At 59.5% G+C, this 22,448-nt stretch carries 16 protein-coding genes; 8 read left to right on the top strand and 8 right to left on the bottom strand.

Going from position 1 to position 22,448, the window contains the following annotated elements:
* Nucleotides 1-32: 32 nt before the first annotated feature.
* From fbaB to BM373_RS05835, 7 genes are all read left to right on the top strand, one after another.
* The gene (fbaB, locus tag BM373_RS05865) at nt 33-1,085 is read left to right on the top strand and encodes a class I fructose-bisphosphate aldolase (protein ID WP_090460444.1); all 1,053 of its coding nucleotides are present in this window, start codon (nt 33-35) and stop codon (nt 1,083-1,085) included.
* A 346-nt stretch (nt 1,086-1,431) separates the two neighbouring features.
* Complete coding sequence (locus tag BM373_RS05860; RefSeq protein WP_090460443.1) at nt 1,432-2,586, top strand: mandelate racemase family protein; 1,155 nt, start codon at nt 1,432-1,434, stop codon at nt 2,584-2,586.
* Between the two features lie 33 nt (nt 2,587-2,619).
* On the top strand, nt 2,620-4,245 hold the full coding sequence (locus BM373_RS05855; RefSeq protein ID WP_090460441.1) for an ABC transporter substrate-binding protein: 1,626 nt from the start codon (nt 2,620-2,622) through the stop codon (nt 4,243-4,245).
* On the top strand, nt 4,245-5,282 hold the full coding sequence (locus BM373_RS05850; protein WP_090460439.1) for an ABC transporter permease: 1,038 nt from the start codon (nt 4,245-4,247) through the stop codon (nt 5,280-5,282). Before BM373_RS05855 ends, BM373_RS05850 begins: the two co-directional genes overlap by 1 nt.
* Nucleotides 5,279-6,184 (top strand): ABC transporter permease, encoded by a 906-nt coding sequence (locus BM373_RS05845; RefSeq protein WP_090460437.1) that lies wholly within the window; start codon nt 5,279-5,281, stop codon nt 6,182-6,184. The genes BM373_RS05850 and BM373_RS05845 overlap by 4 nt, the downstream gene beginning before the upstream one ends.
* Nucleotides 6,156-7,019, top strand: coding sequence for an ABC transporter ATP-binding protein (locus BM373_RS05840; protein WP_090461072.1), 864 nt, complete (start codon nt 6,156-6,158; stop codon nt 7,017-7,019). The genes BM373_RS05845 and BM373_RS05840 overlap by 29 nt, the downstream gene beginning before the upstream one ends.
* Nucleotides 7,020-7,029: 10 nt before the next feature.
* Nucleotides 7,030-7,803, top strand: a complete 774-nt coding sequence (locus tag BM373_RS05835) for an ABC transporter ATP-binding protein (protein ID WP_090460435.1) — start codon at nt 7,030-7,032, stop codon at nt 7,801-7,803.
* A 45-nt stretch (nt 7,804-7,848) separates the two neighbouring features.
* On the opposite strand, the gene yegS is transcribed toward BM373_RS05835, so the two are convergent.
* Nucleotides 7,849-8,748: a lipid kinase YegS gene (gene yegS / locus BM373_RS05830; protein WP_090460433.1), complete on the bottom strand. Its 900-nt coding sequence runs from the start codon at nt 8,746-8,748 to the stop codon at nt 7,849-7,851.
* A gap of 161 nt (nt 8,749-8,909) precedes the next feature.
* Here yegS and BM373_RS05825 point away from each other — a divergent pair, with 161 nt between their 5' ends.
* On the top strand, nt 8,910-9,500 hold the full coding sequence (locus BM373_RS05825) for an NUDIX hydrolase (protein ID WP_090460431.1): 591 nt from the start codon (nt 8,910-8,912) through the stop codon (nt 9,498-9,500).
* Between the two features lie 182 nt (nt 9,501-9,682).
* Here BM373_RS05825 and yegQ read toward each other — a convergent pair whose 3' ends face one another.
* From yegQ to BM373_RS05790, 7 genes are all read right to left on the bottom strand, one after another.
* Nucleotides 9,683-11,038 carry a prephenate-dependent tRNA uridine(34) hydroxylase TrhP gene (gene yegQ / locus BM373_RS05820; protein WP_090460429.1) on the bottom strand — a complete coding sequence of 452 codons (1,356 nt, stop codon included), beginning with the start codon at nt 11,036-11,038 and terminating at the stop codon, nt 9,683-9,685.
* A 269-nt stretch (nt 11,039-11,307) separates the two neighbouring features.
* Nucleotides 11,308-12,030, bottom strand: coding sequence for an envelope stress response regulator BaeR (gene baeR, locus BM373_RS05815; protein WP_090460427.1), 723 nt, complete (start codon nt 12,028-12,030; stop codon nt 11,308-11,310).
* Entirely contained in the window at nt 12,027-13,430 is a 1,404-nt protein-coding gene (gene baeS, locus BM373_RS05810) for an envelope stress sensor histidine kinase BaeS (RefSeq protein WP_090460426.1), read from the bottom strand. The genes baeR and baeS overlap by 4 nt, the downstream gene beginning before the upstream one ends.
* On the bottom strand, nt 13,427-14,842 hold the full coding sequence (locus tag BM373_RS05805) for an MFS transporter (RefSeq protein ID WP_090460424.1): 1,416 nt from the start codon (nt 14,840-14,842) through the stop codon (nt 13,427-13,429). The genes baeS and BM373_RS05805 overlap by 4 nt, the downstream gene beginning before the upstream one ends.
* Nucleotides 14,843-17,920: a multidrug efflux RND transporter permease subunit MdtC gene (gene mdtC, locus BM373_RS05800; protein WP_090460422.1), complete on the bottom strand. Its 3,078-nt coding sequence runs from the start codon at nt 17,918-17,920 to the stop codon at nt 14,843-14,845. It abuts the gene before it with no gap.
* Complete coding sequence (locus BM373_RS05795) at nt 17,921-21,043, bottom strand: MdtB/MuxB family multidrug efflux RND transporter permease subunit (RefSeq protein ID WP_090460420.1); 3,123 nt, start codon at nt 21,041-21,043, stop codon at nt 17,921-17,923.
* A complete protein-coding gene (locus BM373_RS05790; protein ID WP_143102630.1) occupies nt 21,043-22,284 on the bottom strand; it encodes an MdtA/MuxA family multidrug efflux RND transporter periplasmic adaptor subunit in 1,242 nt (413 codons plus the stop codon). The genes BM373_RS05795 and BM373_RS05790 overlap by 1 nt, the downstream gene beginning before the upstream one ends.
* Nucleotides 22,285-22,448: the final 164 nt, after the last annotated feature.

Here is a 22,448-nt window from a genome sequence, read left to right as displayed (position 1 = left end):
TATTTTGCTTATTAACTTACGGGAGCATCGCTATGACTGATATTACGCAGTTGCTTGGCAAAGACGCCGACAGCCTTTTACAGCATCGTTGTATGACCATTCCAGCCGACCAGCTTTATCTTCCCGGACATGACTTTGTAGACCGCGTGATGGTGGATAACAACCGTCCGCCAGCCGTGCTGCGCAATATGCAAACACTCTATAACACCGGACGACTGGCCGGCACGGGCTATTTATCTATTTTGCCGGTGGACCAGGGTGTTGAGCACTCGGCGGGCGCATCCTTTGCCGCCAATCCGCTCTATTTCGACCCGAAGAATATTGTTGAGCTGGCGATTGAAGCGGGCTGCAACTGCGTGGCATCGACCTACGGCGTGCTGGCATCGGTATCGCGCCGCTACGCGCACCGTATTCCGTTCCTGGTCAAACTTAATCACAACGAAACCCTGAGCTACCCGAATACCTTTGACCAGACGCTGTACGCCAGCGTCGAGCAGGCGTTCAATATGGGCGCGGTAGCGGTGGGGGCGACCATCTATTTTGGCTCCGAGGAGTCACGCCGTCAGATCGAGGAAATTTCTGCCGCTTTTGAACGCGCACATGAACTGGGAATGGTAACGGTGCTGTGGGCCTACCTGCGCAATTCCGCGTTTAAAAAAGACGGCACGGATTATCACGTTTCGGCGGATCTGACCGGTCAGGCCAACCATCTCGCAGCGACCATCGGCGCGGATATTGTGAAGCAGAAGATGGCGGAGAATAACGGCGGCTATAACGCGGTGAAATACGGTTATACCGACGAGCGGGTGTACAGCAAGCTGACCAGCGACAACCCGATTGACCTCGTGCGCTACCAACTGGCGAACTGCTACATGGGCCGTGCCGGATTGATTAACTCCGGCGGTGCCGCTGGCGGTGACACCGACCTGAGCGATGCGGTCCGCACGGCGGTGATCAACAAACGCGCCGGCGGCATGGGCCTGATTCTGGGGCGCAAAGCCTTTAAGAAATCGATGGCCGACGGGGTGAAGTTGATTAATGCGGTGCAGGATGTGTACATGGATGCGAAGGTGACGATCGCCTGATTCGGCATCGCTTCCCCCTCACCCTAACCCTCTCCCCGTGGGAGAGGGGACAGCCCGAGCACGGACCCGCCTTTCTCCCTCTCCCTAAGGGAGAGGGCCGGGGTGAGGGTGCTTTACTTCCCTCTCCCTGAGGGAGAGGGCCAGGGTGAGGGTGCTTTACCCCCTCCGATCCACCTCACACTTCCCCCTGCTTTTGTGGAAAATGTCACACCCCTTCGTGCGTATGCACAATAATTCATCGCTTCTTAGCGCACTTTGTCTGAGGCAGTGTGCGAAATTTCTGCATACATTGATAACTGAAACAGCTTTTCAAAAGGTTTATTCACGTCTGCCTCAAGGATTAGTCATGAAAATTGAATCAGTTAATGTCACCGTCTTTCAGTATCCCACGCGGCGTGTTTCGGACACGGCCGGGCATTCGCATCCGGGGCCTGAGAGCCTTGCGAAAATGGCTATGCTGACCATTACCGCAGACGATGGCACTCAGGGATATTCTTTTGCGCCACCGGAAGTGGTGCGCCCCTTTGTCGTTAACACTTTTTTCCGCAAGGTGATGATTGGTCAGGACCCGTTCAACCGCGAGCGCATCTGGCAGGATCTGGCGCACTGGCAGCGCGGGAGCGCACACCAGCTTACCGAGCGCGCGCTGTCGTTTGTTGAACAAGCGCTGTGGGATCTGATTGGCCGCAAACTCAACATGCCGGTCTATAAACTGCTCGGCGGATTCCGCGACAAAGTGCCTGCCTACGGCAGCACCATGTGCGGTGACGATCTGGAAGGCGGCCTGTCGACGCCGGAAGAATATGCCAGCTTTGCCGAAAAACTGGTCGCGCGCGGCTATAAAGCGATCAAACTGCACACCTGGATGCCGCCCGTCTCCTTTGCGCCAAACCCGAAAATGGACGTCAAAGCCTGCGCCGCCGTGCGTGAAGCGGTCGGCCCGGACATCGATTTGATGATCGACGGCTACCACTGGTACAGCCGCACCGAAGCGCTGTATATCGGCAAAGAGCTGGAAAAACTCGACTTCGCCTGGTTTGAAGAGCCGATGGAAGAAGAGAGCATGTCCTCCTACGCGTGGCTGGCAGAAAACCTCTCTATTCCGATCATCGGGCCGGAAAGCCTCGGCGGGAAGCACCACAGCCGCGCCGACTGGGTGAAAGCGGGCGCGTGCGACATCCTGCGTGCCGGTTCAAATGGCGTCGGCGGCATCTCGCCAACGATGAAAGTCGCCAGCCTCGCAGAAGCCTTTGGCATGGATTGCGAAGTGCACGGCAACGGCGCGGCAAGTCTGGCGGTGGTCGGCGCGATCAAAAACTGCCGCTGGTACGAGCGTGGCCTGCTGCACCCGTTCCTTGATTACGACGAGCCTGCGGCTTACCTCAACAGCATTGTTGATCCTATGGATGACGACGGATTTGTTCATCTGCCACAGGGCCCGGGACTGGGTGAAGACATTAATTTTGCGTATATCGAAGCCAATACTGTCAGCCACGACTGACGCATAACAACTTCTTACCCTACGGCGGTATACATGAAAATAACCTCTCTTGCGGGAGCGTGCCTGCTGGCGCTCTCGCTGATGACGGGCAGCGGGGCGGCGCTGGCAAAAACGCCCCCTGATCAGCTTATCATCGGCATGAATATGAATAACCTGCTGACCCTCGATCCGGCGGCGATGACCGGTAACGAAGTGGTCGGCATTGTGGTCAATCTCTACGATTCATTGGTGGAACTGGATGCTAACGAGCTCACCAACGTCAAACCGGCGCTGGCTGAATCCTGGGATATCAGCCCCGACGGTAAAATGCTCACGTTCCACCTGCGGAAAAATGTGAAGTTCCACTCCGGCAACCCGCTCACCGCGCAGGATGTGGTGTGGTCGATGCGCCGCCTGCTGCACCTGAACCTCGCGCAGGCGTCGGTGTGGAAGTCCTATGGCTTTAGCAAGAAAAACATCGATGAGCAGGTCAGCGCCCCCGATGACTACACCGTGCAGATCCGCCTGCCGAAGGCCAACGATCCGCAACTGGTGATTTACTCCCTCGGCGCGCTCGGCAATCTCGGCGTGCTGGACAGCAAAACCGTGCAGACGCACGAAGTGAACAACGACTGGGGCAACCGCTGGCTGACCACCAACGAAGCGGGTTCCGGCCCGTTCACGCTGGAAACCTGGCAGGCGAAAGATGTGCTGCGCATGAAGCGCAACGCCGATTACTGGCGCGAGCCACCGAAGATGAACCGCGTGGTGCTGCGCCATTTCCAGGAGTCGCAAACCCTGCGTCTGATGATTGCCAAAGGCGATCTGGATATCGCCAACAACATGGCGGTTTCTGACATCAACGCGCTGCGTAAAGATCCGGATGTCACTGTTGAAGCGGTGCAAAAGGGCACGGTCTATTACGTGGCGATGAGCATGAAAGAGCCGCATTTTGCCAATCCGAAAGTACGCGAAGCGGTGCGCTATCTGGTGGATTATCAGGGCATCAACAAAGCGCTGATGCCGGGCTACGGCGTGCTGCACCAGCGTCCGATCAAAGCCGGTATGCCCTCCACGCTGCCGGACCCTGGCTATGCGCTTGATATCCCGAAAGCCAAAAAACTGCTGGCGGAAGCGGGCTACCCGGACGGGTTTGACACCACGCTGCGGGTACTGGCGGATCAGCCGTTCCTGAATATCGCCATCGCGGTGCAGTCCACCCTGATGCAGGCGGGGATTAACGCCAAAATCATCACCGGAACCGGCAACCAGATTTACGGCGCAATGCGCGAGCGTAAATTCGACATGCTGGTCGGGCGCGGCGGCAGCGGGGTGGAACCGCATCCACACTCCAGCCTGCGCGCGCTGGTCTACAACCCGGACAACAGCGACGAGGCGCGGCTGACCAACTTCCAGGGCTGGCGCACCGGCTTCTACGATAAACCGCTGAACGAGATGATCGACCGGGCGCTGCTGGAGCGCGATCCGGCGAAACAGAAGGCGGAATATCAGGAGATCCAGACCCGTTACGACGCGCTTATCCCCGCGCTGATGCCGCTCTCGCAGATGGTGGATTCGGTGGTGGTACGCAACGAAGTGAAAAACTTCCAGTCGCATCCGTCCGCCACCACGTTCCTGCGCGAGGTGTACAAAGCGCCGCTTAACTCCGGAGGTTCATGATGAGTATGGCAATTTTAGCCCCAGGCTCCCGCGCCCGGCGCTTCTCGAAGCGGCTGACGCAGGTACTGGTGACGCTGTTCGGCCTGCTGCTGCTGACCTTTTTTATTGGCCGCGTGATGCCCATCGATCCGGTGCTGGCGATTGTCGGCCCGGACGCCGACCAGAGCACCTATAACCAGGTTTATCAGCAACTCGGCTTTGATAAATCGTTGCTGACCCAGTTCGGCATTTATTTCTCCAACCTGCTGCACGGCGATTTAGGCAACGCGCTGCTGACCGGGAAACCGGTGATGGACGACATCGTGCGCGTCTTCCCGGCGACGCTGGAACTGGCGACGATGGCGATCATCGTCGGCGCGGGCCTCGGCATTCCGCTGGGCGTGCTGGCGGCGGCGCGGCGCAACAGCCTCTCCGATTACGTGGTGCGCATTATCAGTCTTGCCGGCTACTCCACGCCGATTTTCTGGGTGGGGATGATGGGCCTGCTGCTGTTTTACGCCTGGCTTGGCTGGGTGGGTGGCGCAGGGCGCATCGATCTGGGGCTCGACGGCCTTGTGCCGCGTCGCACCGGGCTGATGACCATCGATGCGCTGCTGGCCGGAAATTCACAGGTGTTCTGGAACGCGCTGAATCACCTGGTGCTGCCCGCCTCGCTGCTTGGTTTTCACTCGCTGGCTTACATCAGCCGTATGACCCGCAGCTTTATGCTGGCGCAATTGTCGCAGGAGTTCATCATCACCGCCCGCGTCAAAGGCTTAACCGAGCGGCAGGTGATCTGGAATCACGCGTTTCGCAACATCCTGGTGCAACTGCTGACCGTGGTGGCGCTGGCCTACGGCTCGCTGCTGGAAGGCGCGGTGCTGATCGAAACCGTCTTCTCCTGGCCCGGCTTCGGCTCCTATCTCACCAGTAGCCTGCTGCTGGGCGACATGAATGCGGTGATGGGCTGCGTGCTGCTGGTGGGGGTGATCTTCGTGATGCTCAACCTGCTCTCCGACATGCTCTATCAACTCTTTGATCCGAGGACAAAATCATGACGGTTTCTCTGGATACGCCGGTGAATGGCCCGGTGAACGAAAAAAGCCAGCGCATGAAGCGGCTGCTCACGCGCAGCGGGCATTTTCTCGGCAAAATGTCGCGCAACCCGCTGACCGCCATTGGCGGCGGGATTATCTTCCTGCTGCTGATCGTGGCGACCTTTGCGCCGTGGATCGCCCCTTACAATCCGCTGGTGCAGGATCTGAACAGCGCGCTGGTGGCTCCCAACGCGCAGCACTGGTTCGGCACCGACGAATTCGGGCGCGATATCTTCAGCCGCCTGGTGTATGGCTCGCGCATTACGCTCTACATCGTGCTGCTGGTGTCGGTCACCGTCGGCCCGCTCGGGCTGCTGCTCGGCGTTACCGCAGGCTATTTTGGCGGCAAGGTCGATATGGTGCTGATGCGCGTCACCGATATTTTCATCTCCTTCCCAAGCCTGGTGCTGGCGCTGGCGTTTGTCGCGGCCCTCGGCCCCGGACTTGAGCATGTGGTGATCGCAATTACCCTCACCGCCTGGCCGCCCATTGCGCGTCTGGCGCGCGCCGAAACCCTCTCGCTGCGGCAGGCCGATTTTATCTCGGCGGTGCGGTTGCAGGGGGCGTCCCCGGTACGCGTACTGTGGCGTCACATTGTGCCGCTGTGCCTGCCGTCGGTGATTATCCGTATCACCATGAACATGGCGGGGATCATCCTGACCGCCGCCGGACTCGGCTTCCTCGGCCTCGGTGCACAGCCGCCGGAGCCGGAGTGGGGCGCGATGATCTCCAGCGGTCGCACCTACATGATGGAGTGCTGGTGGGTGGTGACTATTCCGGGGCTGGCGATCCTGATCAACAGCCTGGCGTTCAACTTCTTAGGAGATGGCCTACGTGACATCCTCGATCCTCGCAGCGAATAACGCGCCCCTGCTCGACGTGCGCGATCTCCACGTCGATTTTGTTAACGGGCGTACGGTGACGAACGCGGTGCGCGGCGTCTCCTTCCAGTTGGGCCGGGAAAAGCTGGCGATTGTCGGCGAATCCGGTTCCGGTAAATCCACCGTTGGCCGGGCGTTAATGCGTCTGCATCCGGCCAAAGCGCGCATCACCGCCGAACGGATGCACTTTGGCGACATTGATTTGCGTAATGTCAGCGAAGCGCAGATGCGCACCGTGCGCGGCAAGCGCATTTCAATGATTATGCAGGACCCGAAATACTCCCTGAACCCGGTAGTGTGCGTGGGCGATCAGATTGCCGAAGCCTGGCTGACGCACCATCCGGGGCGCAAGGCCGAGGCGAAAGCCAAAGTACTGGAGATGCTCGACGTGGTGCGCATCCGCCAGCCGGAGCGCGTCTACAGCCTCTACCCGCATGAGATTTCCGGCGGTCAGGGGCAGCGCATCATGATCGCGATGATGTTAATCACCGATCCAGAACTGGTGATCGCCGATGAACCCACCTCGGCGCTGGATGTGTCGGTGCGTTTGCAGGTGCTCGGCCTGCTCGACGATCTGGTGGCCTCGCGTGGCCTCGGGCTGATTTTTATCAGTCACGACATCAACCTGGTGCGCAGTTTTTGCGACCGGGTGCTGGTGATGTACGCCGGGCGGGTGGTGGAATCCATCGCCGCAAAAGATCTGGATAAGGCGCAGCACCCCTACACCCAGGGGCTGATTAACGCGCTGCCGGAAATTCATCATCGCCGTCCCGTGCTGCCAGTGCTGCAACGCGATACCCGCTGGCTGACGGATTAAGGAGCGCAACATGATTGAAGTTAAACAGTTAAATCTGGAGTTCGGCGAAGGCGAAAAGCGCAATCAGGTGCTCAATGACGTTAGTTTTCACGTTAAACCGGGCGAGATTTACGGCCTGGTGGGGGAGTCCGGTTCCGGCAAAACCACGGTACTGAAATGCCTGGCGGGGTTATTCACCCACTGGCAGGGGGAGCTTGCGATCAACGGCCAGCAGCTTGAACACCGCATCAGCCAGGCGCGCTGCCGCCAGGTACAGATGGTGTTTCAGGACCCCTATGGCTCGCTGCATCCGCGTCACACGATCGGCGATATTCTCGAAGAACCGCTGCACATTCATGGCATTACTGAACGCGATCGGCGGATTAATACTCTGCTCGACAGGGTGGGGTTAAATCGCGCCTTCCGTGACCGCTTCCCGCACCAGTTGTCCGGCGGCCAGCGTCAGCGCGTGGCGATTGCCCGCGCGCTGATCCTTGAACCGCAGGTGCTGTTGCTCGATGAACCGACTTCGGCGCTGGATGTCTCGGTGCAGGCGGAGATCCTCAACCTGCTGGCGGAGCTGCACCAGGAGTCGAAGCTGACCTACCTGATGGTGACCCACGATCTGGGGGTGATCGCCCATCTGTGCCAGAAAGTCGCGGTGATGCAGTACGGGAAAATTTTAGAGACGCTGACCGTGGATGCGCTGGTCAGCGGCGCGGCACAAACGGAGTACACGCAGATGCTGGTCAATGCCAGCCAGCAGTACAGCCGGGAAATGGCGCGGGAGGTGGCGGCGTATTAAGGGAGTTGCCGGGTGGGGCAAATGCGCGCCGCCCGGCAATCCACATCAACTCAGCAGCGGGCAGTCCGGCGGCAGGCGGCATGTCAGCGCGCCGGGCAGCACGCGGATATGAAATTCCTGGCCGCTCAGCGGCTCGCCGTCGAGGTTAAAGGTAATTTCATGCGGGGCGGTGATTTTAAACCACGCCGCTCTGGAATCCACAATATTCGGGCTGTCTTCCGGTTTTGTCAGGGTGGTGAACAGCGCGGGTAGCAGCTCGTCGCCGGTAAAAATGCGCAGATCCAGCAGGCCATCATCAATCAGCGCATCCGGGCACAGTTGCTGGCCGCCACCCGCCTGACGGCCGTTACCGATGCCAATCACCAGCGCGTCGCCTTCCCACTGAAAGTCATCGCTGTGGATTTCACAGCGGTCAGGCTTGAGCGTGTCCATGCGCATTAACCCGTGAACAAGGTAAGAAACCCCGCCGAGTGCAGCCTTCAGTTTTTCCGGCGTTTCGGTGGTGATCCGCGTACCGAACCCGCCGGTCGCCATATTGATAAAACAGGTTTCATCGTTCACCTGGACGATATCTACCGGCACCGCTTTGCCGATAATCGCCAGTTGCAGCGCCTTATCCAGCGCCTCCGGGATCGCAGTGCTGGTGGCAAAATCATTCGCCGTACCGAGCGGCAGAATGCCGAGCGCCGGGGCATTTTCGCCCGCGGTCTTATGCAGCGCGGTCGCCACTTCATTAATGGTGCCGTCGCCGCCACCGGCGATCACCGTGGCCACGCCAAGGCTTACCGCTTCTTTGACATAGCGCTCTGCATCACCTTTTTCCCAGGTCACGCGCACATGAAGTTCGACGCCTTCCGTGCGCAGCAGGGAAACCGCTTCGCGCAGCAGGGCGTTATCGGCACTTTTGCCGTTCAGGATCAGTAAGCTGGCAGGGATTGTTGTCATCCTTTTTTCTCTTCTAAGGGGATAAGCCCAGTGTATCTTACTCATCGGTCAGAAATGTAAGAACAGCCTTAAAGCTTCATTGATTAAAGCACAGCGGCCTGTTTTGCGGCGGGTTGTGCCGCTATAATTTTTGCTCTTAAAAAATCCAAGGAGAAAGAAGCGTGAACAAAGATGAGCCGGTCGTTCGCAACATCAAAGAAAAATTGCTCTCCGATAACTGGTACGTGCTGAAAAAATTTGATTTCGAGCTGCGCCGTCGGGATGGCGTCTGGCAGCCACAGAGCCGTGAAGCCTATGACCGTGGCAATGGCGCGGCGGTTTTACTCTATAACCAGACGAAAAACAGCGTCGTGTTAACCCGCCAGTTCCGCTTTCCGGTTTATATCAACGGTCACAACGGTTTCTTAATTGAGGCGGCAGCGGGCCTGCTGGATGACAGTTCCCCGGAAGAGCGCATTGTGGCGGAAGCCCAGGAAGAAACCGGCTACCACATCACCGACGCCGAAAAGGTGTTCGAAACTTATATGAGCCCCGGTTCCGTGACCGAAAAACTCTATCTGTTCATCGCCCATTATGAAGATCATCAGCGTACAAGCGAGGGTGGCGGACTGGCGGAAGAGGGTGAAGATATCGAAGTGCTGGAATGGCCATTTGAGCGCGCGCTGGCGGCGGTCAGAAGCGGTGAAATCGAAGATGCGAAAACCATCATGCTGATCCAGCATCTGGCGCTGAGCGGAAAAATGAAGATCTAAGGCCGGAAAAAAAATCAGCCTGCGTAAGGGAGATTACGCAGGCTAAGGAGGTGGTTCCTGGTACAGCTAGCATTTATGGATTATGTTTTTCAGCAGGCGGGATAATACCCATATTGAACGAAACGGTATGTGATCCGTTTCTAAAGATTCATATCCTCTGAAAAATAACCCAATTGAATGAGTTAGTGCGGGTTGCGGGTGTTCTCCCCGTTGAAGTTACGCATCAACAGCGCATACTCCAGCGCCATATCTTCCGGCACCGGCAACCAGACGGTGTAGCCGTCACCCGGTGCCACCGGCATCGCCTCGCCTTTGGCGTTTTCCATGTGCTCCAGCGTGAAATTCACATTGCCATTCGGCGTCATCAATTCCAGGCTGTCGCCGACGGTGAATTTGTTTTTCACTAATACCGCGGCCAGCGTACCGTTACGCTCGCCGGTAAATTCCCCGACAAACTGCTGGCGCTCAGAGACGGAAAAACCGTACTCGTAGTTCTGGTAATCATCATGGGTATGGCGGCGCAGGAAGCCTTCGGTATAGCCGCGATGCGCCAGCCCTTCGAGGGTGTCCATCAGGCTTTCATCAAACGGGCGACCGGCGGCGGCATCGTCAATCGCTTTGCGGTACACCTGAGCGGTGCGCGCGCAGTAGTAGTAAGACTTGGTGCGGCCTTCGATTTTCAGCGAGTGTACGCCCATTTCGGTCAGACGCGGCACGTGCGCGATGGCACGCAGATCTTTCGAGTTCATGATGTAGGTGCCGTGCTCATCTTCAAACGCGGTCATGTACTCGCCCGGACGTTTGGCTTCTTCAATCATGAAAACTTTGTCGGTCGGCGCGCCGACGCCGAGGGTCGGCTCGACGTTTTTCACCGGGATCGGCTCATGCACGTGCACGATGTTACCCACGGCGTCTTCTTTGCCTTCCTGAACGTTGTATTCCCAGCGGCAGGCGTTGGTACAGGTGCCCTGGTTCGGGTCGCGTTTGTTGATGTAGCCGGAGAGCAGGCAGCGGCCGGAGTAGGCCATGCACAGCGCGCCGTGTACGAAGATTTCAATTTCCATCTCCGGCACCTGGGCGCGGATTTCAGCGATCTCATCAAGCGACAGTTCGCGGGACAAAATCACGCGGGTCAGGCCCATTTGCTGCCAGAACTTCACCGTCGCCCAGTTCACCGCATTCGCCTGCACCGAAAGATGAATATCCATCTGCGGGAAGTGCTCGCGCACCAGCATGATCAAACCCGGATCGGACATAATCAGCGCGTCCGGCCCCATTTCCACCACCGGTTGTAAATCACGGATGAAGGTTTTCAGCTTGGCGTTGTGCGGCGCAATGTTTACCACCACGTAGAATTTTTTCCCAAGCGCATGGGCTTCATTAATGCCCTGCTGGAGGTTCTCGTGATTGAATTCGTTATTGCGCACGCGCAGTGAGTAGCGCGGCTGGCCCGCATACACTGCATCGGCACCATAGGCAAAAGCGTAACGCATATTTTTCAGCGTTCCCGCCGGGGAAAGGAGTTCGGGTTTAAACATGATTTACTCGTTCTGATGACAGGTCAGATCCGCTTACGCCGGGTGAGCGGTGGGGAGATCCCTTAATTTTAGGGCGGGAATTGTAGCGCTGTCGGGCGGGGGAGTAAACCGGGGAGTGTGTTTGACCCTCACCCTAACCCTCTCCCTCAGGGAGAGGGGACAGATCGAGCACGGACTGGCCTTTCTCCCTCTCCCTAAGCGCGAGCACCGACCCGCCTTTCTCCCTCTCCCTCAGGGAGAGGGCAGGGGTGAGGGTGTGAAATTAAGGTTCACGCCACCCGGCAGCTATCCGCTTCCCAGCGGTACCCCACGCCGTACACCGCGCGAATAAACGACTGCTCCTCATCCAGTGCCTCCAGCTTGCGGCGCAGGTTTTTAATGTGGCTGTCAATCGTGCGGTCGGTCACCACGCGGTAATCATCGTAAAGATGGTTCAGCAGTTGTTCGCGGGAGAAGACTTTCCCCGGCTCGCTGGAGAGGGTTTTCAGCAGGCGGAACTCCGCGGGCGTCAGGTCCAGCACTTTATTGTGCCAGCTTGCCTGAAAGCGCCCCTCATCGATAATCAGTGGGCTGACCGCGTCCAGCACCTGCAACTCACGTTGCGGTTTGCAGCGGCGCAGAATGGTTTTCACCCGCGCCACCACTTCGCGCGGGCTGTAGGGTTTGCAGATGTAATCGTCCGCGCCGATCTCAAGCCCCAGCAGGCGGTCGATCTCTTCGATTTTGGCGGTCACCATCACAATCGGCAGATCGGAAAAGCGGCGGATTTCGCGGCACAGCGTCAGGCCATCGGTGCCGGGCAGCATCAAATCGAGCAGCATCAGGTCCGGCGGCGTCTGGCGCACGTAAGGGATCACTTTATCACCGTGGCTAATCAGCGTCGGGGCGTAGCCCGCCGCCCGCAGGTAATCAATCAGTAACTGCCCAAGTTTCGGCTCATCTTCCACAATCAGAATGCGCGGGGTGTTCTCGTCAATCGGTAACTCAGTCATACATCTCTCGATAAATCGCGTTCCAGCGGTAGTTCAACTGTAATGCTTACCCCGCCAAATGGCGAATGAGTTGCGCGGATCGTGCCGCCGTGGGCTTCCACAATATTGACGCAAATCGACAGCCCCAGCCCGGAACCGCCGCTGGCGCGGTTACGTGAGCCTTCGGTGCGGTAAAAACGCTCGAACAGGCGCGTTAACTGCTCATCGCTGACGCCCGGCCCGCTGTCGGCAAAGGTCAGGCTGATCTTCGTTGACGTCGCCTGCGCGCTGATCAAAAGCTGCCCGCCCGCGTCGGTATAGCGCAGGCTGTTTTCCAGCAAATTGTTGAAGAGCTGCATCAGCCTGTCGCGGTCGCCAAACACCACCGCCGATTCCGGCAGCGAGACGTTAATCGCCAGATTGCGGCTGGCGAAGCGTTCGCGGAAGATGCCCGCCGCCATCTCCAGCAGGGTGATGATATCGACTGGCGCTTTCTGATACGCCAGCGCCCCCTCGTCGGACATCGACAACTGATGCAAATCGTCCACCAGCTTGGTGAGGGTGCCGACCTCCGCCTGCAGCGAGGCCACCGACTCCGGCGTGAACTGGCGAACGCCGTCCTGAATCGCCTCCAGTTCACCCCGCAGCACCGCCAGCGGCGTGCGCAGTTCGTGGGAGATATCGGCCATAAAATCACGCCGCATCTGCTGGTTTTTTTCCAGCGTGCTGGCGAGCTGATTGAAGTCCTGCGCCAGCTTGCCCAGTTCATCGGCGCTGGTCGGCGTCACGCGGGTGGAGAAATCCCCGGCGGCCAGTTTGTGGGTGCCGTCCACCAGCCGTTTCATCGGCGCGAGCAGCCCGCGTGCCAGCGGGAAGGTCGCCAGCGCCGCCAGTAATGTCGAGAGCGCCACAATCAGCCAGCTGGTACGCCGCTGCTGACGGTCAAAATTAATATCGGTATTGCGCGTCAGCCGCTCAACCGGGGAGGCCACCACCCAGCCGACGTTCTCGCCGTTCACGGTGATCGCCCGGCGCGAGCCTTCTTTCGGTACTGGCGAGCGCGGGCCGACCAGCACCTGTTTATCCTGATCAATCACCCAGAACTGGGTGCGCCAGCCGTGCGGCGGCATACCGGGGCCGGGGCGGTCGTCGTCGTTGTCATGCTCAAACGAACGCAGGATCTGGAAAACAAAGCGGTCGTTATTGCGCAAAAACCGCCAGTTGCCGTGCAGTTGATACTGCTCGCCCAGCGCGTCGCCGAGCATTTTCAGCCGCTGCTCGTTACCGTGCTTGATGTAATCAATAAAGCCGCGCTCAAAACTGATGCGCACCGCCCAGTGCATCGTAATGAGCAGCACGATGCAGGTGGCGAAAATCGCCAGGAACAGTTTGCCGGTGATGCCGGGCCGCCACATCTTCATGGTTGTCTCCTTTTGCGCCGGGATATCACGACGTTCTGGCGGGTGTCATTGGGTACGCGCGCGAAGATCAGCGCAGGCAGGGCAATAATCACCGCCATACTCAAATAAGTATAAAGAAACACCTGGTGGGCATTGCCGCTGTCTGCCGCCAGATGTTGTTGACCGAATGCGCCGAGCAGCAGCCCGGCAACGGTGATGCCCACGCTCATCGAAAGCTGCATCACCATCGACAGCAGACTGTTACCGCTGCCTGCCTGATCGTCGGGCAGATCTTTCAGCGTCAGGGTGTTCATGGAAGAAAAACGCGTCGAGTTGATCATCCCCTGCAAAAACAGCACCAGCGGCAGCAGATACCAGGCCCCGTAAAGGGCGGTAGCCATAAACACCAGGCTGATCAGCGCCAGCCCCAGCGTGCTGATGACCAGCACCCGGCGATAGCCGAAGCGGTTAACCACCTGCACCACGATGCGTTTCATGCCCATGCTGCCGAGCACCATCGGGATCATCATCAGCCCGGCATGAAACGGCGAAAAGCCCATGCCGATCTGCAAAAACACCGGCGTCATAAACGGCAACATGCCGCTGCCGATGCGTCCGGCAAAACTGCCGAGCAGCCCTAACGAAAAAGTGCGCGTGGAAAAGAGCGACAGGCGAAACAGCGCGGCGTCGTTTTTGCGGGCGTGCAGCAGGTAGAGGCCGAGGGTAAGCACGCCCGCCAGCACCAGTAATGCCAGCGTCAGTGTGGAGATGCCGAGGCCTTTTTGCCCGTCGAGGGCCAGGGTCAGCGCCGCCATGCCGAATGCCAGCAGCACAAAGCCCCACAGATCAAAACGCCGGGTTTGCAGGGTGTAATTGGGCATCAGCCAGAGGGTGGCTATCGCGCCGACGATCCCGACCGGCAGGTTAATCAAAAAAATCCAGTGCCAGGAAGCGTATTCCACCAGCACGCCGCCGAGCGCCGGACCAAGCAGCGGCCCGACCTGGCCCGGCAGAGTAACGAACGTCATCGCCGCCATGTACTGCTCGCGCGGGACGATTTTCATCACCGTCAGCCGTCCGACCGGCACCATCATTGCGCCGCCGACGCCCTGCAAAACACGCGCCATCACCAGTTCGTTGAGCGTGCCGGAGAGCGCGCAGAACAGCGAACCGAGCGTAAAGAGGATAATGGCGGTACAAAAAATATTCCGCACGCCCACTTTATCCGCCAGCCAGCCGCTGGCGGGCAGCATCACCGCCACCGTCAGCACATAGCTGACGATCACCATGTGCATATGCAGCGGGCTTTCCCCGAGGCTTTTCGCCATCGAGGGCAGGGCGGTGTTCACAATCGTGGTATCGAGCGCCTGCATAAAAAAGCCGAAGGCGACGATCCACAACTGCCAGCGAACATGATTGGGCAGATCGGTCATTTATTCCCTTACCGGTTCGGGGCGCTGGCGGGTAAAGCGCTGGCGCAAACGGTCAAAGAACAGATACACCACAGGCGTAGTGTAGAGCGTCAGCAACTGGCTCATCACCAGCCCGCCGACGATGGTAATACCGAGCGGCTGGCGCAGTTCAGAGCCATCCCCGGCGGAGAGGATCAACGGCAGCGCGCCAAACAGCGCCGCCAGAGTGGTCATCATGATGGGCCGGAAACGCAGCAGACAGGCCTGGAAAATGGCGTCATCCGGCGTCAGGTTGCCGTTGCGCTGGGCGTCGAGGGCAAAATCCACCATCATGATGGCGTTTTTCTTCACGATACCAATCAGCAGCATAATGCCGATCAGCGCAATCAGGCTGAACGGTGCGCCGAACAGCTCCAGCGCCAGCAGCGCCCCGACGCCCGCCGACGGCAGCGTTGAGAGAATGGTCAGCGGGTGCACGTAGCTCTCATACAGCACGCCCAGCACGATGTAGACCGTGGCGATCGCCGCGAGGATCAGGATCACCTGCGAACTCATGGTTTCCTGGAACACCTGCGCGGTCCCGGCGAAGCTGCCGCGGACGCTGGAAGGCACCCCAAGCTGCGTCATGGCGCGGTTAATGGCGTCGCTGGCTTCCGACAGCGATACCCCGGTCGGCAGGTTAAAGGCGATGGTTGAGGCCGCCGACAACCCCTGATGGTTCACCGACAGCGGCGCGTTCGCCGGTTGCCATTTGGCGAAATAGGACAGCGGGATCGCCTTGCCGTCGTTGTTTATCACAAACATCTTGTCCAGCGCGCTGATGTCCTGGGTGTAGCGCGGGTCCACTTCCATCACCACTTTGTACTGATTCAGTGGCTCGTAAATGGTGGAAATCTGGCGCTGACCGAAGGCGTTATTCAGCAGGCTGTTGGCGTCGGAGACGCTGATGCCCAGGCGCGACATGGTTTCGCGGTCATAAATCAGGTTCATCTCCGCGCCGTTGTCCTGCTGATCCGAGTTAACGTCGGCGAGTTGCGGCAGCGCCGCCAGCGCTTTACGGATCTTCGGCTCCCACTCGCGCAGATCGCCTAAATCATCGGAAAGCAGGGCGTACTGATAGCTGGCGTTGGACTGGCGACCGCCGACGCGGATATCCTGCACCGCCATCAAAAACAGATTCGCGCCTGGCTCTTTCGCCAGTTTTACCCGCAGGCGGTCGATGATTTGCTGGGCGCTCTCGTTACGTTCGTCGCGCGGTTTCAGGGTGATAAACATCATCCCGCTGTTAACCCGCGATCCGCCGGTAAACCCGGTGACATTATCCACCGCCGGATCGTCGCGGATAATCTTCATAAAATCCTGCAACTTGCCGCGCATCGCCTGGAAAGAAATGCTCTGGTCCGCCTGAATACCGCCCATCAGCGCCCCGGTGTCCTGCTCCGGGAAGAAGGTTTTCGGAATGGAGATGTACAGCCAGACGTTCAGCACGATGGTGCCGAGCAGCACCACGCCCACCAGCCGGGTGTGTCTGAGCACCCATTTCAGCGAGCGCCCGTAGCCCTGTTGCAGCCCGTTAAGCAGGCGGCCCACGCCGCGCGTTCGCGTCTGGGCGCGCGGTTTACTGCTTTTCAGCAGCCAGCCGCACATCATCGGCGTCAGCGTCAGCGAAACGGCCAGCGAAATGCCAATCGCCACCGACAGGGTGACGGCAAACTCGCGCAGCAGGCGACCGGGCAGGCCGTCCATCAGCAGTAACGGCAGGAACACCGCCACCAGCGACAGGCTCATCGACAGCACGGTAAAGCCGACTTCACGCGTTCCCTGTAGCGCCGCCTGGAGCGGTTTCATTCCCGCTTCCAGATGGCGCGAAATATTTTCCAGCACCACGATAGCGTCATCGACCACAAAGCCGGTGGCGATGGTCAGCGCCATCAGCGACAGGTTATTGAGACTGAAGCCGCACAGGTACATGGCGGCAAAAGTACCAATCAGCGAAACCGGCACCGCCACCGCCGGGATCAGCGTCGCCCGCCCGGAGCGCAGGAATAAAAACACCACCAGGATCACCAGCGCCACGGAGATCACAAGCGTGGTTTCCACCTCTTCCAGCGAAGCGCGAATGGTCGGCGAGCGATCCTGAGCAATCTGCAAATCAATCGCCGCCGGGATGTTTTTCTGCAACTCCGGTAGCCGGGCGCGGATGCTGTCCACGGTCTGAATAATGTTGGCTTCCGGCAGTTTTCTGATCATCAGCAAAATAGCCGGTTTCGCGTTGGTCATCCCGGCGTTACGCACGTTCTCCACCGAGTCGGTAACACTGGCGACATCGCCCAGCCGCACGGCGGCTCCGTTGTTGTAATGGACGATCAGCGGCGGGTATTCGGCGGCGGTTTTTAGCTCGTCGTTGGTCTGCACCTGCCAGCGGTGCGTGCCATCTTCCACCGCCCCCTGCGGGCGGCGCACGTTGGCACTGCTGATGGCGTTGCGCACGTCGTCCAGCGACACGCCCTGATTAAACAGCGCCTGCGGGTTTAACCCCACGCGCACCGCGGGCAGGGAACTGCCGCCAACATCCACGTCGCCCACGCCGTCGATCTGGGCGATGGTTTGCGCCAGATTGGTGGAGGCGAAATCGTAAAGCTGGCCCTGGGAGTAGGTGTCCGACGTGAGCGTTAAAATCATGATCGGCGCATCGGATGGGTTAGCTTTGCGGTAAGTCGGGCGGCTCGGCATCCCGCTTGGCAGCAGGCTTTGCGCGGCATTGATCGCCGCCTGCACGTCACGCGCCGCGCCGTTAATGTCGCGGTCGAATTTAAATTCCAGGATGATCCGCGTGCTGCCCAGCGAACTTGAGGAGGTCATCTCATTGACGCCCGCGATGCGCCCGAGCGCGCGCTCAAGCGGCGTAGCCACCGACGAGGCCATGGTTTCCGGCGAGGCACCCGGCAGCGAGGCGCTGACCATGATCACCGGATAATCCACCTGCGGCAGCGGGGCGACGGGCAGCATGCGGAAGCCGAGCACGCCGCACAGGGTGATCGCCAGCGAAATCAAAATCGTGGCCACCGGGCGATAAATGAAGAGGGCGAAAAACTTCATTTACGCTTCCTCTTCCCGCGTCGGGAAACGCTTACGCAGCGACAGCCCCAGGCGGTCAAACAGCAGGTAAATCACCGGCGTGGTAAACAGCGTCAGCACCTGGCTGACCAGCAGGCCGCCGACCATGCCAATCCCCAGCGGGCGACGCAGTTCCGCGCCGACGCCGGTACTTAACATCAGCGGCAGCGCGCCGAGCAGTGCCGCCAGCGTGGTCATCAGAATCGGACGGAAACGCAGCAAACAGGCCTGGTAAATCGCCTCGCGCGGGGCCATTCCCTGTTCGCGTTCAGCGGCCAGCGCAAAGTCGATCATCATGATGGCGTTTTTCTTGACGATGCCGATGAGCAGAATAATGCCGATGATGGCGATCACATCCAGTTCCGCGCCCGCCAGCATTAACGCCAGCAACGCCCCGACGCCCGCCGTCGGCAGGGTGGAGAGAATGGTGATGGGGTGGATAAAGCTCTCATAGAGCACGCCGAGCACGATATACATCGCCACCACCGCAGCGACAATCAGCCACACCGTGCTGCCGAGCGCATCCTGGAAGGCCAGCGAACTGCCCTGGAACTGAGTGGTAATGTCCGTCGGGAAGCTGATGGTTTTTTCGGTATCCAGAATCGCCTGCACCGCTTGACCGAGCGAGTAACCGTCCTGCACGTTGAAGGAGATGGTGGTCGCCGGGAACTGATCGAGGTGGTTAATCGATAGCGGCGTGTAGCGCTGCTCCACCCTGGCAATCGCACTTAACGGCACCACGCCGCCGTCGCTGCTGGTCAGGCGCACGGTATCCAGCGCCGCCAGCCCTTCGGCGTTATCGGTATTGTGCTCCAGCACCACGCGGTACTGGTTCGCCTGGGTGTAAATCGTGGAAATCAGCCGCTGACCGAAAGCGTTATAGAGGGCGTTATCGACATCGGACATGCTGATCCCCAGACGGCTGGCGCTGTCGCGATCGACATTGACGTACGCCGCCAGCCCCTTGTCCTGCCAGTCGCTACTGACATCAGCAAGCTGCGGCTGCGCCTGGAGTTTACTCATCAGCGCAGGTACCCAGGTGCTCAGCGCCTCAAGCGAAGTGGCCTGCAACGTGAACTGGTACTGAGTGCGGCTGACGGTGGTGTCGATAGTCAGATCCTGGGTCGGTTGCAGATAGAGCGCCACGCCCGGCACCTTCGCCACCGCATTTTGCAGACGCTCGATTACCGGCTGCACGCGGTCATTGCGGTCATCCAGCGGTTTCAGGTTGATCTGCAAACGGGCGCTGTTCAGCGACGGGTTGGTGCCGTCCACGCCGACAAACGCGGTCAGACTTTCCACCGCCGGATCGCTTAACACGATATCGCTCACCTGCCGCTGGCGCTGCGCCATGCTGGCGAACGAGGCCGACTGGGGAGCCTGGAGGGTGCCCTGAATAATGCCGTTATCCTGCACCGGGAAAAAGCCTTTCGGGATCAACACCCACAGCAGCACCGACAGCAGCAGAGTGCCGAGCGTAACGCCAAGCGTCAGCCACGGATGGTTGAGCACACGGCCCAGACCGCGCCCGTAAGCGGCGATCACCCGCTCGAAAAAGCGTTCGGCAGCGCGGGAAAAACGATTCTGTTTGCGCAGCGATTCGGCGCTTAACATTCGCGCGCACATCATCGGCGTCAGCGTCAGCGACACCACGGCGGAGATTAATATGGCGACCGCCAGCGTCACGGCAAATTCGCGGAACAGGCGTCCGACGATATCGCCCATAAACAGCAGCGGGATCAGCACCGCAATCAACGACAGGGTCAGCGAGATAATGGTAAAGCCGATTTCGCCCGCGCCGCGCAGTGCCGCCGCCAGCGGTTTTTCGCCTTTTTCGATATAGCGCGAGATGTTCTCGATCACCACAATCGCATCATCCACCACGAAGCCAGTGGCGATGGTCAGGGCCATTAGTGTGAGGTTATTGATCGAGAAATCGAGGAACACCATCACCGCGAAGGTGCCGATCAGCGACAGCGGCACCGCCACGCCGGGGATAATGGTCGCCGGAACGTTGCGCAGAAACACGTAAATGATCATCACCACCAGCGCAATCGCCAGCATCAGCTCAAACTGGGTGTCAGTGACTGAAGCGCGAATGTTGGTGGTGCGGTCGGAAAGAACCTTAACGTCCACCGATTTCGGCAGGCTTTCGGTAAGCTGCGGCAGCATGGCGCGGATGCTGTCGGCAGTATCAAGAATGTTGGCTCCCGGCTGGCGCTGGACGTTCATCACAATCGCCTGCTGCTTGTTGGCCCACGCGCCGAGCCAGCGGTTTTCCGCGCCCTGCTCAATGGTGGCGACATCACCTAAACGGATCGGCGCGCCGTTCTGGTACGCGATGATCAACTGGCGATACTCTTCGGCAGACTGCATCTGGTCGTTGGCGGAGAGCGTCACCGCGCGTTCAGGGCCATCAAGACTGCCTTTGGCGGAGTTAACGTTGGCGCTGGTGATGGCGGTGCGGACGGTTTCGCTGGTCAGCCCCAGCGCGGCAATTGCCTGGGCGTTAAGTTTCACCCGCACGGCAGGGCGCTGCCCGCCGGAGAGCGTCACCAGCCCGACGCCGGAAACCTGGGAGATTTTCTGCGCCACCCGCGTTTCCACCATGTCTTCCACCTGGGTCATCGGCAGCGCGGTCGAGGTCACCGCCAGGGTCATGATCGGTGGATCGGCAGGGTTCACTTTGTTATAGACCGGCGGATTAGGCAGGTCCGACGGCAGCAGATTGGTTGCGGCGTTGATCGCCGCCTGCACTTCCTGCTCGGCGACGTCCAGCGGCAGGGTAAGCTGGAATTGCAGCGTCACCACCGACGCGCCGCCGGAGCTTTGCGACGACATCTGTTTTAAGCCGGACATCTGCCCGAACTGGCGCTCAAGGGGCGCGGTGACCGCCGAGGTCATCACGTCCGGGCTGGCACCGGGGTAGAGCGTCACCACCTGAATGGTCGGGTAATCGACTTCCGGCAGCGCGGAGACGGGTAAAAAACGGTAGCCAATGATCCCGGCAATCAGGATCGCCACCATCAACAGCGTGGTGGCAACCGGGCGGAGAATAAACAGGCGGGACGGGCCGCCGGTGGCGCGGGGCGGTAAAACCTGCATCAGGATTGCGCCCCCGTGCGGGCGGCCTTGCGCTCGCTGGTCTGGGTGGATTTCGCCGGGGTGCTGCCGTCCTGCGCTTCCACCACTTCCACTTTCGCCCCTTCGGTCAGGCGGTCGATGCCATCGGTCACCACGCGGTCGCCTGCGGAAAGCCCGGCGGCGATCACCACTTTCTGGCTGTCCTGAAGGCCCGGCGTCACGGTGTGTTTGCTGACGGTGTTTTTATCGTTCAGCACCCAGACGAAGTGGCCGTCATTGCCCATTTGCAGAGCCGCCGCCGGTATCACCACCGCATCCTGCTGGGTATCGACCAGCATTCGGGCGTTAACGAACTGATTCGGGAACAGCGCATCGTCATCGTTGGTAAAGCGGGCTTTCAGTTTGATGGTGCCGGTGGTGGCATCGATCTGGTTATCCAGGCTTAACAGCGATCCGCTGCTGAGTTTCTGTTTGTTGGTGCGGTCCCAGGCTTCCACGCTCAGCGTCTGACCGGCTTTTTGCGCTTTTACCACCGTGGCGATATCGCTTTCCGGCAGGGTGAAAATCAGATCGATCGGGTGCGTCTGGGTCAGTACCACAATCCCTGCGGTGTCACCGCTGGAAATCTGGTTGCCCACGTCAACCTGTTTTAAGCCGACGCGCCCGTCAACAGGGGCGGTGATGCGGCTCCAGTCCAGTTGCAGTTGCGCGCTGGCGACCGCAGCTTCATCAGCTTTCAGCGTGCCTTCGCTTTCACTCACCAGCGCCTGCTGGGCGTCCAGTTCCTGCCGGGAAACGAGGTTGGTTTTGCTCAGTTGCTGATAGCGCGCCAGATCGCGGCGGGCGTTGGCAAGCGTGGCTTTGTCTTTCGCCACTTGTCCCTGCGCCTGAGCGAGGGCGACTTTGAACTGGCTCGGATCGATTTCCGCCAGTAAATCACCGGCTTTAACCTGCTGGCCTTCCTGGAAGTGGATCGCCATCAGTTGCCCGTCCACGCGGCTGCGCACGGTCACGGTATTGGCGGCGGTGATGGTACCGAGGCCACTGAGGTAGCGGGGAACGGCTTCATGGGTAGCGGTGGCAGCCTGAACCGGCGCAAGGGAAGGGCCGCGCATCCCGGGATGCCCACCGCCGGCCTGACGCTGCTGCCCGCCGGGGGCAGCGGTTGAGGTGCTCTGGCTGTGCCAGTACCAGGCGGTGGCAAGTCCGGCTATCACCAGACCGGCAAGGAGGATCCAACGGGTGTTGTTACGGCCTTTCATCGTTATTCGTATCTCTTCCTGAAACATTTCGCAGAATGATACTAGTTTAGTAACGGGAACCGGCGGAAAAATGGAGGAAATATGAAAGACTGTCTGGATTTGTCTGAATGACGGAGCGGGGCTTTCACCCTCACCCCGACCCTCTCCCTGAGGGAGAGGGAGAA

It is taken from the genome of Enterobacter sp. kpr-6 (assembly GCF_900116015.1).
Taxonomy (GTDB): Bacteria; Pseudomonadota; Gammaproteobacteria; order Enterobacterales; family Enterobacteriaceae; genus Enterobacter_D.
The sequence above is the reverse complement of the archived record's forward strand: the minus strand, read 5'-3'. Positions and strand labels throughout refer to the sequence as shown.